The 15,241-nt window shown below is 66.1% G+C and carries 11 protein-coding genes and 1 tRNA gene; 4 read left to right on the top strand and 8 right to left on the bottom strand.

The annotated features are described in order from the left end of the window. Positions 1-7: 7 nt before the first annotated feature. Positions 8-1,564, bottom strand: a complete 1,557-nt coding sequence (locus tag B9Z03_RS12935; RefSeq protein ID WP_085464573.1) for a phosphomannomutase/phosphoglucomutase — start codon at positions 1,562-1,564, stop codon at positions 8-10. Between the two features lie 110 nt (positions 1,565-1,674). Between B9Z03_RS12935 and B9Z03_RS12930 the strand changes: the two genes are divergently transcribed. Continuing rightward, a tRNA-Pro gene (locus tag B9Z03_RS12930) sits at positions 1,675-1,751 on the top strand. 20 nt (positions 1,752-1,771) lie between these two features. Here B9Z03_RS12930 and B9Z03_RS12925 read toward each other — a convergent pair. Both B9Z03_RS12925 and glgX read right to left on the bottom strand, forming a co-directional pair. After that, on the bottom strand, positions 1,772-3,409 hold the full coding sequence (locus B9Z03_RS12925) for a beta-galactosidase BglA (RefSeq protein ID WP_085464572.1): 1,638 nt from the start codon (positions 3,407-3,409) through the stop codon (positions 1,772-1,774). Then, positions 3,402-5,390 (bottom strand): glycogen debranching protein GlgX, encoded by a 1,989-nt coding sequence (glgX, locus tag B9Z03_RS12920; protein ID WP_085464571.1) that lies wholly within the window; start codon positions 5,388-5,390, stop codon positions 3,402-3,404. The genes B9Z03_RS12925 and glgX overlap by 8 nt, the downstream gene beginning before the upstream one ends. A gap of 215 nt (positions 5,391-5,605) precedes the next feature. On the opposite strand from glgX, the gene B9Z03_RS12915 reads away from it, so the two are divergent. Both B9Z03_RS12915 and B9Z03_RS12910 read left to right on the top strand, forming a co-directional pair. Beyond that, the gene (locus tag B9Z03_RS12915; protein ID WP_085464570.1) at positions 5,606-6,211 is read left to right on the top strand and encodes a TetR/AcrR family transcriptional regulator; all 606 of its coding nucleotides are present in this window, start codon (positions 5,606-5,608) and stop codon (positions 6,209-6,211) included. 14 nt (positions 6,212-6,225) lie between these two features. Continuing rightward, on the top strand, positions 6,226-6,672 hold the full coding sequence (locus B9Z03_RS12910; RefSeq protein ID WP_085464569.1) for an SRPBCC family protein: 447 nt from the start codon (positions 6,226-6,228) through the stop codon (positions 6,670-6,672). 88 nt (positions 6,673-6,760) lie between these two features. Here the strand turns inward: B9Z03_RS12910 and B9Z03_RS12905 are convergent, their stop codons facing one another. Then, positions 6,761-8,017, bottom strand: coding sequence for an MFS transporter (locus tag B9Z03_RS12905; RefSeq protein WP_085467641.1), 1,257 nt, complete (start codon positions 8,015-8,017; stop codon positions 6,761-6,763). A 62-nt stretch (positions 8,018-8,079) separates the two neighbouring features. Between B9Z03_RS12905 and soxR the strand changes: the two genes are divergently transcribed. Continuing rightward, positions 8,080-8,568: a redox-sensitive transcriptional activator SoxR gene (gene soxR / locus B9Z03_RS12900; RefSeq protein WP_085464568.1), complete on the top strand. Its 489-nt coding sequence runs from the start codon at positions 8,080-8,082 to the stop codon at positions 8,566-8,568. Here the strand turns inward: soxR and B9Z03_RS12895 are convergent. The 4 genes from B9Z03_RS12895 to glgB form a co-directional block, all read right to left on the bottom strand. Further along, on the bottom strand, positions 8,565-10,193 hold the full coding sequence (locus B9Z03_RS12895) for an alpha-D-glucose phosphate-specific phosphoglucomutase (RefSeq protein ID WP_085464567.1): 1,629 nt from the start codon (positions 10,191-10,193) through the stop codon (positions 8,565-8,567). The genes soxR and B9Z03_RS12895 overlap by 4 nt on opposite strands. Positions 10,194-10,197: 4 nt before the next feature. Continuing rightward, positions 10,198-11,637, bottom strand: coding sequence for a glycogen synthase GlgA (glgA, locus tag B9Z03_RS12890; RefSeq protein WP_085464566.1), 1,440 nt, complete (start codon positions 11,635-11,637; stop codon positions 10,198-10,200). A 63-nt stretch (positions 11,638-11,700) separates the two neighbouring features. Beyond that, positions 11,701-12,966 (bottom strand): glucose-1-phosphate adenylyltransferase, encoded by a 1,266-nt coding sequence (gene glgC / locus B9Z03_RS12885; RefSeq protein WP_085464565.1) that lies wholly within the window; start codon positions 12,964-12,966, stop codon positions 11,701-11,703. A 19-nt stretch (positions 12,967-12,985) separates the two neighbouring features. Then, positions 12,986-15,199 (bottom strand): 1,4-alpha-glucan branching protein GlgB, encoded by a 2,214-nt coding sequence (glgB, locus tag B9Z03_RS12880; RefSeq protein ID WP_085464564.1) that lies wholly within the window; start codon positions 15,197-15,199, stop codon positions 12,986-12,988. Between the last annotated feature and the right edge of the window lie 42 nt (positions 15,200-15,241).

Genomic DNA, 15,241 nt, shown 5'->3' with positions numbered 1-15,241 from the left:
GGCGACCTCAGATCGTCTGGTTGTAAGCGCCGACTTCCGGGTTCTCCCGCAGCACGGCATCGACGGCAAAGAACATCTGGCGCTTGCGCTCCTCCGAGACAGGGCTCTCGACCACCACCACCAGTTCCGGCTTGTTGGACGAGGCGCGCACCAGGCCCCAGGTGCCGTCCTCCGCGACGACGCGCACGCCGTTCACCGTCACCAGGTCAGCGATCTTCTGCCCCGCGACCGTCTCGCCTTTCTCGCGCATCGCCTGGAAGCGCTTCACGACGCGGTCCGCCACGTCGTATTTCACCTCGTCGGCGCAGTGCGGCGACATCGTCGGCGAGCCGAAGGTCAGCGGCAGGTCGCGGTAGAGATCGGCCATCGACTTCCCCGGATTCCGGTCGAGCATCCGGCAGACCGCGATCGCCGTCACCAGCCCGTCGTCATAGCCGCGGCCGATCGGCGGGTTGAAGAAGAAGTGGCCGGACTTCTCGAACCCGGCGATCGCGTCGAGTTCCTTCACCCGCCGCTTGATGTGCGAATGGCCGGTCTTCCAGTAGTCGGTGACCGCTCCGTTCGCCTTCAGCACCGGATCGGTCATGAACAGGCCGGTCGACTTCACGTCGACCACGAAACGCGATCCCGGATGCTCGCCCGAAATGTCGCGCGCGAGCATGACGCCCACCTTGTCGGCGAAAATCTCGCTGCCCTCGTTGTCGACCACGCCGCAGCGGTCGCCGTCACCGTCGAAGCCGAGACCGACGTCAGCGCCGGTGCGCAGCACCTCGTCGCGGATGGCGTGCAGCATCTTCATGTCTTCGGGATTGGGATTGTAGCGCGGGAAGGTATGGTCAAGCTCGACGTCAAGCGGCACCACCTCACAGCCGATCGCCTCCAGCATCTGCGGCGCGAACGCCCCGGCGGTGCCGTTGCCACAGGCCGCGACGACCTTGAGTTTGCGGCCGATCTTCACGCCCTTGGTCAGGTCCGCGAGATAGGTCTCGCGGAAATTCTCCACGAACTCGTAGGAGCCCTCGCCCGCGAGATCGAAGTCTCCGGCAAGCACGATGCGCTTCAGCTCGGCCATCTCGTCCGGCCCGAAGGTCAGCGGCCGCGCCGAACCCATCTTCACGCCGGTCCAGCCGTTCTCGTTGTGCGAGGCGGTCACCATCGCGACCGAAGGGCAGTCCAGCGCGAACTGCGCGAAATAGGCCATCGGCGACAGCGCCAGCCCAATGTCCTTCACCCGTGCCCCGGCGGCCATCAGACCCGCCGTCAGCGCCAGCTTGATGGACAGCGAATAGGAACGGAAGTCATGCCCGACGACGATGTTGGGTGCGATGCCGGCGCGGCGAATCATCGTGCCGAGGCCCATGCCGAGCGCCTGCACGCCGATCAGGTTCAGTTCGGGCGCCTTGTCGGAGCCTGGATGACCGAACCACCAGCGCGCGTCGTATTCGCGAAAGCCGGTTGGTTTCACCAGCGGCGTTGTCTCGAATTCAAAGGTGTTCGGCCTTGCATCGGCCACCGGCTTGAACGTCACTCGGTCCAACTCCACATCATCGGGAAGCGGGCGCATTTGGTCCCTCCTCCGCGGCCGCGACGATAGCGGCGAAATCGCAAGAAATCGTTTCGCGAATGCGCTTGCAGGTTCGGGGGGCGAACGTTATAAGCCCGCCGACTGGTTCACGGAGTGTAGCGCAGCCTGGTAGCGCACCTCGTTCGGGACGAGGGGGTCGCAGGTTCAAATCCTGCCACTCCGACCAGAAATTTTCCCGATATTTCCTCAGCCTATCCGCAACACAGCCGCCTCCAGCGGCGCGAGCACGACATGTTCGCCGTCCGATCCGGCTGCATGGCCGGGCAGATCGAGTGCACTGGACGGTCGGAGTGCCGCCGGGATCGTCCACCGCTTCCTTTCCCGCGCGAAGTTGAACAGGCAGAGCAGCCGCTCACCCTCCTCCTCGCGTTCGAACGCCAGCACGTCCTCGTCCTTACCGACAAACCGGATCGAGCCGCCGATCAGCGCAGGGCGCCTTCTGCGAAAGGCCAGTGTCTCACGGTAATGCGCCAGCACCGTGCCGGGGGCTCCCTGCCGGTCGACTGCCCGCTCCAGATGGATCGCGGGTACCGGAAGCCAGGGTTTTGTCGTCGAGAAGCCGCCATTGCGCAGGTCGCCGCTCCACGGCATCGGCGTGCGGCAGCCGTCGCGGCCCTTGAAGCCCGGCCAGAAGCGGATGCCATAGGGGTCGCGCAGGTCCTCGAAGGCGATGTCGGCCTCCTCCAGCCCCAGCTCCTCCCCCTGGTAGAGGCAGATCGAGCCGCGCAGGCAGGCAAGCAGCGTCAGTGCGAACCTCGCCACACGATCCGTGTCGTCGCCCGGCTTGCTGAAGCGCGTGGCGTGGCGCCGCACATCGTGGTTGGAGAAGGCCCAGCAGACCCACCCTTCCTTCACGGTCGCCTCAAAGTCGCCGACGCAGCGGCGGATGTGGGCCGGGTCGAAATCGTCGGCCAACAGGTCGAACGTGTAGCACATGTTGAGCTTGTCGCCGCCCTCGGTATAGGCCGAGACCGTCTTCAGCGACCGCTCGCCGTCGCCCACCTCGCCGACCGCCGCCCTGCCCTCGTATTCGTTCAGCACACGGCGGAATTCCGTCAGGAATGCCACGTTCTCCGGCTGCGTCTTGTCGTAGAGGTGGTCCTGGTAGCCGTAGGGGTTCGTCTCCGGCACGTCGCCCGTGCGGGCGCGGTTGGAGGGCGGGTTGTCGCGCAGCTTCCGGTCGTGGAAGTAGTGGTTCACCGCGTCGAGCCGGAAGCCGTCGACGCCGCGGTCGAGCCAGAAGCGGGCGGTGTCCAGCACGGCCTTCCGAACCTCCGGATTGTGGAAGTTGAGGTCGGGCTGCGAGGTCAGGAACGTGTGCATGTAATACTGCCGGCGCACCGTGTCCCATTCCCAGGCCGGCCCGCCGAAGATCGACAGCCAGTTGTTGGGCGCCGTCCCGTCCGGCTTGGCGTCTGCCCAGACGTACCAGTCGGCCTTGTCGCTGTCGCGCGACGAACGGCTCTGGCGGAACCAGGCGTGCTGATCCGAGGTGTGAGACAGCACGAGGTCGATGATGACCTTGATGCCGCGCCTGTGGGCCTCTTCCAGAAAGCGATCGAAGTCCTGCAGCGTGCCGAACATCGGGTCGACGTCGCAATAGTCCGACACGTCGTAGCCCATGTCGGCCATCGGCGAGCGGAAGAAGGGCGACAGCCAGATCGCGTCGACTCCAAGCGAGGCGATGTGATCCAGCCGCTCTGTCGCGCCCGCGAGGTCGCCGACCCCGTCGCCATTCGAGTCCTGGAAGGAGCGCGGATAGATCTGATAGAGCACCCCGCCGCGCCACCAGTCCGTATTCGCCTCGGGCCGCTTCTCAGCCATCGAACGCCTCTTCGACAAGAATTGCCACGGATCGTCCCTCGAGCCGGATCGCGCCGGCCCCCTCGGCCCTGGTCACCGAAACCGGCGTGACCTCGCGCCAGGCGTGCCCGTCACGCGCCTTCGGCGCGAAGGCCACCGCGCGCCGGTCGGCGTTGAACAGCACTGCTCCGCGCGGATGTCCGGGCTGCGCCACCACCAGCGCGAGGCGGCGGTTGCCGGCGTCGTTCCAGCGCCCCTCGGTCATTGGCGTCCAGTCGGTCCACAGCCACTCGGCAGTCGCAGCGCGACCGTCTCCGTCCGGCGGCGCAAAAAAAGCCTGCGCGTCGAACCCCAGCCTCCTACGCAGCGACGACAGCGCCGCGACGAAATCTTCGAGTGCCGCGTCCCGCCCTGCCCAGTCCAGCCATGTGATCGCATTGTCCTGCGCATAGGCGTTGTTGTTGCCGCGCTGGGTACGGCCGAACCCGTCGCCGGCGGTGAGCAGGATCGTGCCGCGCGACAGGAACAGCGTCGCCAGCATCGCTTCCACGTCGCTTCGACGGCGCGCGACGATGGCCGGGTCGTCACTCGGTCCTTCCACGCCGTGGTTCCACGACAAATTCTCGTCGTGGCCATCGCGATTGTCCTCGCCGTTGGCCTCGTTGTGCTTGTGCTCGTAGGCCGTGAGGTCGGAAAGCGTCATGCCGTCATGCGCCGCGACGAAGTTGACGCTGCGCGTCGCGGCGCTCCCCTCGCGCCCGAAGACGTCCGACGAGCCAGCGAGCCGCGTCGCCAGGCTTCCCACCGCTCCCCGGTCGCCGCGCCAGTAGCGGCGCACGTCGTCTCGGTAGCGGTCGTTCCATTCGAGCCAGCGGCCGGAGAAATTGCCGAGCTGGTAGCCGCCCGGCCCGATGTCCCACGGCTCGGCGATCAGCACGCGGTCGGCCAGCACCGGGTCGGTCTCGATCGCGCGCAGCGTTTCCGCGCGGGCGTCGAAGCCCTCGGCCGTTCGTCCCAGGATCGGTGCGAGGTCGAAGCGGAAGCCGTCGACGCCCGCTTGCTCGACGAAATGGCGCAGCGAGGCGAGGATCAGCTCCCTCACCCTCGGATGGTCGCAGGCGAGCGTGTGGCCACAGCCCGTGTCGTTGACCAGCGACCCGTCCGGCGCGTGACGGTAATAGGCGAGCGCATCGAGCCCGCGCAGCGACAGCGTCGGGCCGAACGCGTCACTCTCGCCGGTGTGGTTGAAGACGACGTCGAGAATGACGCCGATGCCTGCCGCCCTCAGCGCCGCCACCGTGTCGCGCAGTTCAGAGATCCCGCCCGGCGCCAGCCGCGGGTCGAGCGCCATGAACGACACCGGATTGTAGCCCCACGCGTTGTGAAGGCCGAGCGGACCCAGGTGCCGCTCGTCGATCCACGCCGTCACCGGCATCAGCTCGACCGCGGAGACGCCAAGCTTCGTCAGGTGATCGATGACCGCCGGATGCGCGAGGGCGGCGATCGTGCCGCGCAGTTCCTCCGGAACGCCCGGATGCAGTTTGGTGAAGGCCCTGACGTTCAGCTCGTAGACCAGCCCGCCCGGCCGAAAGAGCGGCGGCGAGGGCGTTGCCGGCGGAAGCAACGGCGTGACGATCGCCTTGGGCATCATCGGCGCTGTGTCTTCCTGCTGCCAGCGCGGCGCGGCGGTCAGCGCATTGTACTGATACGGCCAGTCGATCGCCACCGCGTAGGGATCCATCAGCAGCTTCCACGGGTCGAACCAGAGCCCGTTCGGCGGATCGTAGGGGCCATCGGCGCGGAAGCCGTAGCGCCGGCCGGCGCCGACGCCCGGCACGATCGCGGAGAAGACGCCGTCGTCGCGCCGCGACAGCTCGATCCGGTCGGTCTCGTGCCATCCCCTGTCGTCGAACAGCGAGACCCATACCCGCTCGGCCCGGCCCGACCAGACGGCGAACTCCGTCGCCGATCCGTCCGGTCTTGCTCCGAGTGCTGGCGACATGCGGGTCCCGAGGTCGATTCGCGATCGCCGGGAAGGTCCGGCGATGCAGAATAGCAATCTTGCTGCATTGCGAAACAAGCTTTTGCCGTGCCGCCCGACGAGCAACCACCTGCCGCGGGCTGAGGCATTCATCGTCCGCGCCAAATTTCTTATACCCTGTCTTGACAACATACCAACTGGTTGGTTTATTGAAGACCAACCAGTTGGTATGTTCCATGGTCGAAGCGACCCATCCCTCCCGCCAGAAATTCATCGATGCCGCGATCGCGCTCATCCGCGAGCTGGGCTATGCCGGCACGTCGGTCGACGACATCTGCGCCCGCGCCGGCATGAAGAAGGGCAGCTTCTTCCATCACTTCAAGAGCAAGGAAGAGCTTCTCCTGGCGGCGATCGCCCACTGGAACGCCTTCACCGGCGAAGTCTTCCGCACAGCGCCCTATCGCCAGCTTGCCGATCCGCTCGACCGCCTGCTCGGCTATGTCGACCTCCGCGTCGCGCTGCTCGACATGCCGATCGCGGAATTCTCCTGCCTGCTCGGCACGCTGGTCCAGGAGGTCCATACGAGCCATCCGGCGCTGCTCGCCGCCGCCGATGGCGGCATGAGCGGCCACATCGACGAGATCGTCGCCGACATCGTCGCAGCCAAGGCGCTCTATGCACCCGCCGCCGACTGGACACCCGAAAGCCTCGGCTACTTCATCCAGGCGGCCCTCCAGGGCTCGTTCATCCAGGCCAAGGCCAGGCAGGGCGCCGATGTCGCGCGCGCCAACCTCGCGCACCTTCGGCGCTATCTCGAAACCCTCTTTCCCCGCGGCAACTGACAAGGAGTAAGGTCATGCCCAGCACCATCCGCCTGCATCGCGTCCTCAAGGCCCCGCCCGAAAAGGTCTACAAGGCCTTCGTCGACGCCGACGCCCTGTGCCGCTGGCTGCCGCCCTACGGCTTCCTCGGCAAGATCGACCGTTTCGAGGCCAAGGTCGGCGGCGGCTACCACATGTCGTTCCGCAACTTCACGACCGGTCAGGCGCACTCCTTCAGCGTGGAATACAAGGAGCTCGTGCCCGGCAAGAGGATCGTCCACACCGACCACTTCGACGGCGATTTCATGCCCGGCGAGATGCTCGTCACCATCGAGTTCACCGAGGTCTTCTGCGGCACCGACATCAGGATCGAGCAGGCCGGCGTGCCTGACATGATCCCCGAAGCCGCCTGCTATCTCGGCTGGCAGGAATCCCTCCTCCAGCTCGCCCAGGTGGTCGAGCCGGATATCAAAGACGAGTGATGCTGCGCTTCACTGCATGCCAGTAGAAAGGTCCGACGGGACCTTTCTACTGGCAGCACGCCGTTGCTTTGGCGCAAGACCTCCGCCTTCATGCCGGCTCGCGCAAGCGGTGGAGGATCATACGCGACAGCAGGACGATGACGACCGTCAGCGCCAGAACCATCGCGACCACGAGGTAGAGCCCCGCATAGTCGATGGCCGCGATGATGGGCTGCGCCGCGATCGGCGACACGAAGTGCCCCAGGAACATCGACGATGTCACCAGGCCGGTGACGCGAGCCCGGGTCGCCGGTGTTCCAACCTGCACGGCCGCCGACATGACGTTCGGCATGGAAAAGCCCAGGCCAAAGCCGACGACGGCGAGTGCGCCGAAAACTCCGACCGCACCGGAGGCGAATGACAGCCAGGCAAAACCCGCTGCCATCAGCGCCAGGCCCAGCCCGAACGTCGCGGTCAGGTCCAGCCTCGCGCGAAGCGACCCGTAGCCGAACCCCGTGATGGCTCCGGCGAGATTCAGCAGCCCGATCGCGAGCCCGGCCATGCTTGGCTGCGTCATCTGCAACGCGTCGCGCAGAAAGAACGCGATCTGCGAGGGGATCGTGTAGAACAGCGCGTTGACCAGAAACGCCAGCAGGCAGACGAGCAGGACCGGCAGCCAGTTCAACCTGTCTTGCTGATGCTCCCTTGGCTGGGCTGTGCGTGCAGGGCGTGACGGCTCGATGAGAAACAGCGCGGCCGCCGGCAGGATCAGCAGGCCGAGCCCGTAGACCGCAAACGGCGCGCGCCAGTGCATGTCGGCCAGTACGCCGCCTGCAATCACGAAGACGACACCACCGATCTGCGTGAAGGCGAGTTGAAGGCCGAAGAAGCGCGACCTCTCCTCGCCTTCGAAGTAGTCGCCGACAAGAGCCGCACCGATCGTCATGATCGCCGCGATGGCGAGGCCGAGTGCGGCGCGACCGACCAGAATGGAGATCAGGCTGTCCGCGACGAGACCCGACATTCCGGCGACGACATAGAGCGCGATGAATGTGACAAGCAGCTTCTTGCGGCCGAACCTATCGGCCAGGGTTCCGACGACTGGTGCAAAGAACGCAACAAAGATGGCCGGCAGCGTCAGCACCATGCGGCTGAGCAATTCCACCCCCTCCTGTCCGGCAAAGACCTCACGAATCGCCGGAAGAGCCGGCGCCACGATCGTCCCGGCCATGATGGTCAGCGTCGCCACCGCGAGCAGCGTCGACCTCAGCGACAACGGCCTCGGGGTAGTTGCACGAAAACTCGCCGCCGGCCCGGATGCGATGCCGGGCGGAGCGGTTTCGAGCGTCAGGTCTCTGGAGGTCATGGAATCGTCCTTCACTGGAGTTCCACGACCTGATAGAACCTCAAGTATAGTTGAGGTCAAGCATGACGAACAAGAAAATTAGCCCCACGATCAAGCGCGACCTGTCGGTCGGCGAGGTCGCCGCTCGGGCCGGCGTAGCGGTGTCGACGCTTCACTTCTATGAAGCCGAAGGGCTGATAACGGGCCATCGAACCAGTGCGAACCACCGTCGCTACGAGCGCAATGTCTTGCGGCGCATCGCCATCGTCCGCGTCGCACAGCGCGCCGGCATTCCGCTGAAGGAGATCCGGTCCGCCCTCAGCGCATTGCCTGGTGGCCGTACGCCCAACCGGGAGGACTGGGAAAAACTGTCGGCAGCGTGGCGCGGCGAACTGAACGAGCGCATCGAACGCCTCACCCGCCTGCGCGACCAACTGACCGGCTGCATCGGATGCGGCTGTCTGTCGACGCAGGAATGCCCCTTGAGGAACCCCTACGACATCCTTGGTGAACAGAGCTCGGGGCCGGTGCTGCTGGAACCGCGCGGCGATTTCGACGAGACGGTTCGCTAGGTAATCACCGTCGGCACATCCATCCCGGTCGCCGCTTTGATCCCCGCGATCTCCTCCGCCGCTGCGATCAGGTCGGCCAGCGCCTCCTGCGTCTCGATGCCGTGCTTGGCCGCGTCGGGCTCGTAGCGCTCGATGTAGACGCGCAGGGTCGCGCCCGAGGTGCCGGTACCGGAGAGGCGGAACACCACGCGCGAACCGCCCTCGAACAGCACGCGGATGCCCTGGTTGCTCGAGGTCGAATGGTCGACCGGGTCGAGATAGGAGAAGTCGTCGGCGTTCTCGACGGTCAGGCCGACGAAGCTCTTGGCCGGCAAGGATGTCAGCTGCGCCCGCAAGCCTGAGATCAGGGCGTTGGCCCTCTCCGTCTCCACGCCCTCGTAGTCGTGGCGCGAATAGTAGTTGCGGCCGAACTCTGCCCAGTGCTTTTCGACGATCGCCTTCACCGGCTCCTTCCGTGCGGCGAGGATGTTGAGCCAGAGCAGCACGGCCCAAAGCCCATCCTTCTCGCGCACATGGTCCGAGCCGGTGCCGGCGCTCTCCTCGCCGCAGATCGTCGCCATGCCCGCGTCGAGCAGGTTGCCGAAGAACTTCCAGCCGGTCGGCGTCTCGTACATGCCGATGCCGAGCTTTTGCGCCACCCGGTCCGCCGCGCCGGATGTCGGCATCGAGCGGGCGATGCCCTTCAGCCCTTCGGCATAGCCCGGCGCATAGTGGGCGTTGGCCGCCAGCATCGCCAGCGAATCGGACGGTGTAACAAAGATGCCCCGGCCGATGATCAGGTTGCGGTCGCCATCGCCGTCCGAAGCCGCACCGAAGTCGGGCGCCTTGCCCGACATCATCAGGTCGTAGAGATCCTTGGCATGGACAAGGTTCGGGTCCGGATGGTGCCCGCCGAAATCCGGCAGCGGCACGAAGTTGCGCACAGTCCCCTTCGCAGCACCTAGCCGCTTCTCCAGGATCTCGACCGCATAGGGTCCGGTCACGGCGTGCATGGCGTCGAAGGCCATGGTGAAGCCGCCGGCGAACATCGCCCTGATCGCCGCGAAGTCGAACAGGCTCTCCATCAGCGCGGCATAGTCGGCGACGGGATCGATCACCTCGATCGTCATCCCCCCGGCCTCGAAAGTGCCCACCTTGTCGATATTGACGTCGGCGAACTCCGCAATCCGATAGCTGTCGATCACCTTGGTGCGCGCATAGATCCTGTCGGTTAGCTTCTCCGGCGCCGGGCCGCCGTTCGAGGCATTGTATTTGATACCGAAATCCTCGTGCGGGCCGCCCGGATTGTGGCTCGCCGAAAGCACAAGCCCGCCGAACGCCTGGTATTTGCGGATGATGTTGGAGGCGGCTGGCGTCGACAGGATGCCGCCCTGCCCCACCATCACCTTGCCGAATCCATTGGCGGCAGCCATGCGCAGCGCGATCTGGATCACCTCGCGGTTGAAGTAGCGGCCGTCGCCGCCGATCACCAGCGTCTGGCCCTGAAAACCGTCCAGGCTGTCGAACACCGACTGGATGAAGTTCTCGACGTAGTTTTCCTGCTGGAACACAGGCACCTTCTTGCGCAGGCCGGACGTGCCGGGCTTCTGGTCGTCATAGGGTTTGGTGGCGACGGTGCGGGTCATGCGTTCATCCTGCGGCAATGAGGGAGCGGTATAGGTCGGCATAGCGCGCCGCGCTATGCGTCCAGGATACGTCGGACTTCATGCCCTGCTTCTGCATGTTTGCCCATGCCTTGCGGTCGCGATGAAGCGCCAGCGTGCGGCGCACCGCGAGGCGTAGCGCATCCCCGTCCACCGGCGCGAACTGCACGCCTGTCGCCACGCCGGCCGAAAGGGCCGCCTCGTTGGCATCGATCACCGTGTCGGCGAGCCCGCCAGTGCGGGCCACCACCGGGATGCAGCCGTAGCGCAGCGCATAGAGCTGGGTCAGCCCGCAAGGCTCGAAGCGCGACGGCACCAGGATCGCGTCGCAGCCGCCCTGCATCAGGTGCGACAGCGGCTCGTTGTAGCCGATCACGACACCGATCCGGCCAGGATGGCGCGCGGCCGCCGCCAGCAGCGAGCCTTCGAGGCTGTTGTCGCCGGAGCCGAGCACCGCCAGCCGCGCGCCCATGCCCACCAGGTCGTCGACGACGGAGGCGAGCACGTCCATGCCCTTCTGCCAGGTCAGCCGGCTGATCACGCAGAAGATCGGCTCCTCGTCGCGCGCGAGACCGAAGCGCTCCTCGACCGCGCGGCGGTTCTTCGCGCGCGCACCGAGCGACCTCGCAGAGTAGGTCGCGGCCAGATGCGGGTCGGACTCGGGGTTCCACACCTCCGTGTCGATGCCGTTGACGATGCCGTGCAGCACGTGGTCGCGCACCCGCACCAGACCGTCGAGCCCCATGCCGAACTCCGGCGTGCGGATTTCCAGCGCGTATGTCGGGCTCACCGTGGTGATCGCATCGGCAAGCTGCAGGCCCGCCTTCAGGAAGCCGACGCCACCGTAATATTCGACCCCGTCGAGCGAAAGCGCCGCCCCCGGCAGTCCGAGCCCGCCGAAGATCGAGACCGGAAACTGGCCCTGGAAGGCGAGATTATGCACGGTCATCACGGTCGGCACCGGCCGCTTGCCGGTGAAGCGGATATAGGCCGGCGCCATCGCCGCCTGCCAGTCATGCGCGTGCACCAGGTCCGGCAGGTAGTCCTTGACCGCGCCGGACGCGATCTCGGCGGCCGCCCTGCCGAGTGCGGCGAAGCGGCGCCAGTTGTCGTCCCAGTCGTTGCCCTGCGGGTCGCCATAGGCCCCGCCCTTGCGGTCGTAGAGGTGCGGCGCGTCGAGAACGAGAAGGTCGAGCCCGGCCGCCTGCCCGGCCAGCAGCGTCGCCTTGCCGCCGAACAGGTCGGGAAAGCTCGCCACCGCCTTGCGCTTCTTCAACTGCTCCGCCACGCCGGGATAGGCCGGCAGCAGGGTCCGCATCGCTACGCCATGTGCCTTCAGCGCCGCCGGCAACGCGCCCGCGACATCGGCGAGGCCGCCCGTCTTGACCAGCGGATAGACCTCGGAAGCGACCGACAGAACCTGCATCAAATTTCATTCCCCTCTTGAGCCAGGCCCCCACCGCGGGAGAGGGGGAGGACGGTCCAAGGACTATTGGCTCTCTAATCTGTCAATCATCGGCTGCGTGATCAGGCACACGCCGCCTTCCGAGCGCCTGAAACGCTTCGCGTCAAGCTCCGGATCGAAGCCGACGGAAAGTCCCTCAGGAATCTTCACGCCGCGGTCGATCACGACCTTGCGCAGCGTGGCGCTGCGGCCGACGATGCAGTCCGGCAGCACCACGGCCTCCTCGAGCGACGAGAACGAGTTCACGCGCACGCCGGTGAACAGCAGGCTCTTGCGCAGCGCCGCGCCCGAGATGATGCAGTCGCCCGCCACCAGCGACGACACCGCCGTGCCGCGCCGCCCGTCCTGGTCGTGCACGAACTTCGCCGGCGGCTTGATCTCCGCATAGGTCCAGACCGGCCAGTCGCGGTCGTAGATGTCGAGTTCGGGCGTGATGTCCGTCAGGTCGATATTGGCCTCCCAATAGGCGTCGATCGTGCCGACATCGCGCCAGTAGGCCTCGTTTTCGAAGCTCGACCGGACGCAGGACTTGGCGAAGCGGTGCGCCACCGCCTTCCCGTTGGCGACGATGTGCGGGATGATGTCCTTGCCGAAATCACGGCTCGAATTCGGATCGGCCGCGTCGCGCCGCAACTGGTCCATCAGGAACTTGGTCTTGAAGACATAGATTCCCATCGAGGCGAGCGCGAAATCCGGCCTGTCGGGCATGCCCGGCGGATCGGCCGGCTTCTCGATGAACGAGACGATGCGATCCTTCTCGTCGATATGCATCACCCCGAAGCCGGTCGCCTCCATGCGCGGCACTTCGAGGCAGCCCACGGTCACGTCGGCGTTCATGTCGACGTGCTGGCGCAGCATCAGTTCGTAGTCCATTTTGTAGATGTGGTCGCCGGCCAGGATCACCATGAATTCCGGCCCGTAGGCCTCGATGATGTCGATGTTCTGGAACACCGCGTCGGCCGTGCCTTCATACCACTGCGTCTCCGACACGCGCTGGCTGGCCGGCAGGATGTCGAAGCTCTCGTTGCGCTCCGGCCGGAAGAAGTTCCAGCCGCGCTGCAGGTGGCGGATGAGCGAATGCGCCTTGTACTGCGTCGCCACGCCGATGCGGCGGATGCCGGAGTTGAGCGCGTTGGACAGCGCAAAATCGATGATGCGCGTCTTGCCGCCGAAATAGACGGCGGGCTTGGCGCGGAAATCCGTCAGTTCCTTCAGCCGGCTGCCGCGCCCGCCCGCCAGCACATAGGCCATGGCATCGCGGGCCAGCGGCTGTGTGCGTTTGCTCACCATTCACTCCTCCCTTTGTCCGTCATTGCGGAACGAACTCGAACATCAGCGTGGCCAGCGGCGGCAAGGTCACCTCGGCGCCCGCTCCTCCCCCGCCTTCAAGGGCGATCACCCGCCCGAAGTTCCCCGCACCCGTGCCGCCGTAGAAACCTGCGTCGGTGTTCACGATCTCGCGCCACTCGCCGGCCCTCGGCAGCGGGATGCGATAGTTCTCGCGCCGCACCGGCGTGAAATTTGACACGACCGCGACTGGATTGGCGCCTGGCGCCGAGCGCAACCAGGCGAAGACCGAGTTCTGCCGGTCGTCGACCACCAGCCAGGAAAAGCCCTCCGGCTCGCAGTCGCGCGCGTGCAGCGCGGGCTTCGAGCGGTAGACATGGTTCAGGTCGCGCACCAGCTGGCGCATGCCCTCATGCGGACCGTATTGCAGCAATTGCCAGTCGAGCGCCTTCGCCTCGCTCCATTCGGCGCGTTGGGCAAACTCCTGGCCCATGAACAAGAGCTTCTTGCCCGGATAGCCCCACATGAAGCCGTAATAGGCGCGCAGCGTCGCGAACTTCTGCCAGTCGTCGCCCGCCATCTTGTTGAGCAGCGTCCCCTTGCCGTGCACCACCTCGTCATGGCTGAGCGGCAGGACGAAATTCTCCGAGAAGGCGTAGAGCAGTCCGAAGGTGATCTCGTCGTGGTGATGCTTGCGGTGCACCGGCTCGCGCGACAGGTACGACAGCGTGTCGTGCATGAAGCCCATGTTCCACTTGAAGCCGAAGCCGAGCCCGCCCTCGTGCACCGGCTGCGACACCTTCGGCCAGGAGGTCGATTCCTCCGCGATGGTCATCACGCCCGGATGCTGGCCGTAAACGGCCTTGTTCATGTCCTGCAGGAAGCGCACCGCCTCCAGGTTCTCGCGCCCGCCCTTCTCGTTGGGGATCCATTCCCCCGCCTTGCGCGAGTAGTCGAGGTAGAGCATCGATGCGACCGCATCGACCCTGAGCCCGTCGAGATGGTATTTCTCCGCCCAGAACAGCGCATTGTTGACGAGGTAGGATTTCACCTCGCGGCGGCCGAAATTGTAGATCGCCGTCTTCCAGTCCGGATGGAAGCCCTTGCGCGGGTCGGCGTGCTCGTAGAGCGCGGTGCCGTCGAAGCGCGACAGGCCGTGCGCATCGGTCGGAAAATGCGCCGGGACCCAGTCGAGGATGACGCCGATGCCGGCGCGGTGCGCGCCGTCGACGAAGCGCGCGAAACCCTCCGGCTCGCCGAAACGCGCCGTGGGCGCATAGAGCCCCGTTGTCTGGTAGCCCCATGACGGGTCGTAGGGGTGCTCGGTGATCGGCAGGAACTCGATATGGGTGAAGCCCATGTCCGCGACATAGGGGATCAGCCGGTCGGCGAGTTCGTCCCACGACAGGAAGGTGCCGTCGTCGCGGCGCTGCCAGGATCCGGCATGCACCTCGTAGGTCGTGATCGGCTGGCGGCGGATGTCGACGCTGCGCCAGAAGTCGCGATGCGCCTGGTCGCCCCATTCATGCGCCAGCGGCTTCTCCGTCACCGAGGCCGTGGCAGGCCTCAGCTCCGAGCGGAAAGCGAAGGGATCGGCCTTCAGCGGTACGGCCTTGCCGTTTCCAGCGATGATCTCGAACTTGTAGGGCCGGCCCGCGCCGATGTCGGGCACGAACACTTCCCAGATGCCGACATCCTTGCGCAGGCGCATCACGTGCCGGCGGCCGTCCCATTCGTTGAAATCGCCGACGATCGAGACGCGTTTCGCATTCGGCGCCCAGACGGCGAAATGGACGCCGCTCGCTCCCTCATGCTCGATCAGGTGGGCGCCCAGCTTGTCGAAGAGCCTGAGATGCGAACCCTCGGCGATATAGTAGTCGTCCATCGGCCCCAGCACGGGGCCGAAGGAATAGGGATCGGTGATCCACCACTCGCCGCCTGCATTGGCGGCGCGGTATTTCAGCGGCTGGCGGGCCTCGAGGCTCACCTCTCCCTCGAAGAAGCCCGCTCCGTGGCGCGACTGCAGCACGCCGCACGGCGTGCCGTCCAGCGTGAAGGCCTCGACGCTGCCCGCATGGGGGATGAAGCAGCGCGCGACATATCCCTTGCCGGCCGGATGGACGCCCAGGATCGCGAACGGGTCGCCATGCGTTCCGGCGACGACGGCATCGACGTCGCCGGCGGACACGCGTCCGTCCGCGGCCTTCGCCGCGGCCCTGGGGGTCGTCCTCCTCATGCCCTCGTCTTCCCCCCTTGCTCGGTATGCTGTTCCCGGATC

Origin of the sequence: Mesorhizobium australicum (assembly GCF_900177325.1) — a bacterium.
GTDB classification, from domain to species: domain Bacteria; phylum Pseudomonadota; class Alphaproteobacteria; order Rhizobiales; family Rhizobiaceae; genus Mesorhizobium_A; species Mesorhizobium_A australicum_A.
Note: the sequence above shows the minus strand (reverse complement) of the source record. Positions and strands in the feature narration are given on the sequence as shown.

Coding starts and splice junctions, on each gene's coding strand:
- soxR (WP_085464568.1), top strand. CDS start 8,080: ATGACGAACAAGAAAATTAGCCCCACGATCAAGCGCGACCTGTCGGTC.
- B9Z03_RS12935 (WP_085464573.1), bottom strand. CDS start 1,564: ATGCGCCCGCTTCCCGATGATGTGGAGTTGGACCGAGTGACGTTCAAG.
- B9Z03_RS12905 (WP_085467641.1), bottom strand. CDS start 8,017: ATGACCTCCAGAGACCTGACGCTCGAAACCGCTCCGCCCGGCATCGCA.
- B9Z03_RS12925 (WP_085464572.1), bottom strand. CDS start 3,409: ATGGCTGAGAAGCGGCCCGAGGCGAATACGGACTGGTGGCGCGGCGGG.
- B9Z03_RS12915 (WP_085464570.1), top strand. CDS start 5,606: ATGGTCGAAGCGACCCATCCCTCCCGCCAGAAATTCATCGATGCCGCG.
- glgC (WP_085464565.1), bottom strand. CDS start 12,966: ATGGTGAGCAAACGCACACAGCCGCTGGCCCGCGATGCCATGGCCTAT.
- glgB (WP_085464564.1), bottom strand. CDS start 15,199: ATGAGGAGGACGACCCCCAGGGCCGCGGCGAAGGCCGCGGACGGACGC.
- B9Z03_RS12910 (WP_085464569.1), top strand. CDS start 6,226: ATGCCCAGCACCATCCGCCTGCATCGCGTCCTCAAGGCCCCGCCCGAA.
- glgX (WP_085464571.1), bottom strand. CDS start 5,390: ATGTCGCCAGCACTCGGAGCAAGACCGGACGGATCGGCGACGGAGTTC.
- B9Z03_RS12895 (WP_085464567.1), bottom strand. CDS start 10,193: ATGACCCGCACCGTCGCCACCAAACCCTATGACGACCAGAAGCCCGGC.
- glgA (WP_085464566.1), bottom strand. CDS start 11,637: ATGCAGGTTCTGTCGGTCGCTTCCGAGGTCTATCCGCTGGTCAAGACG.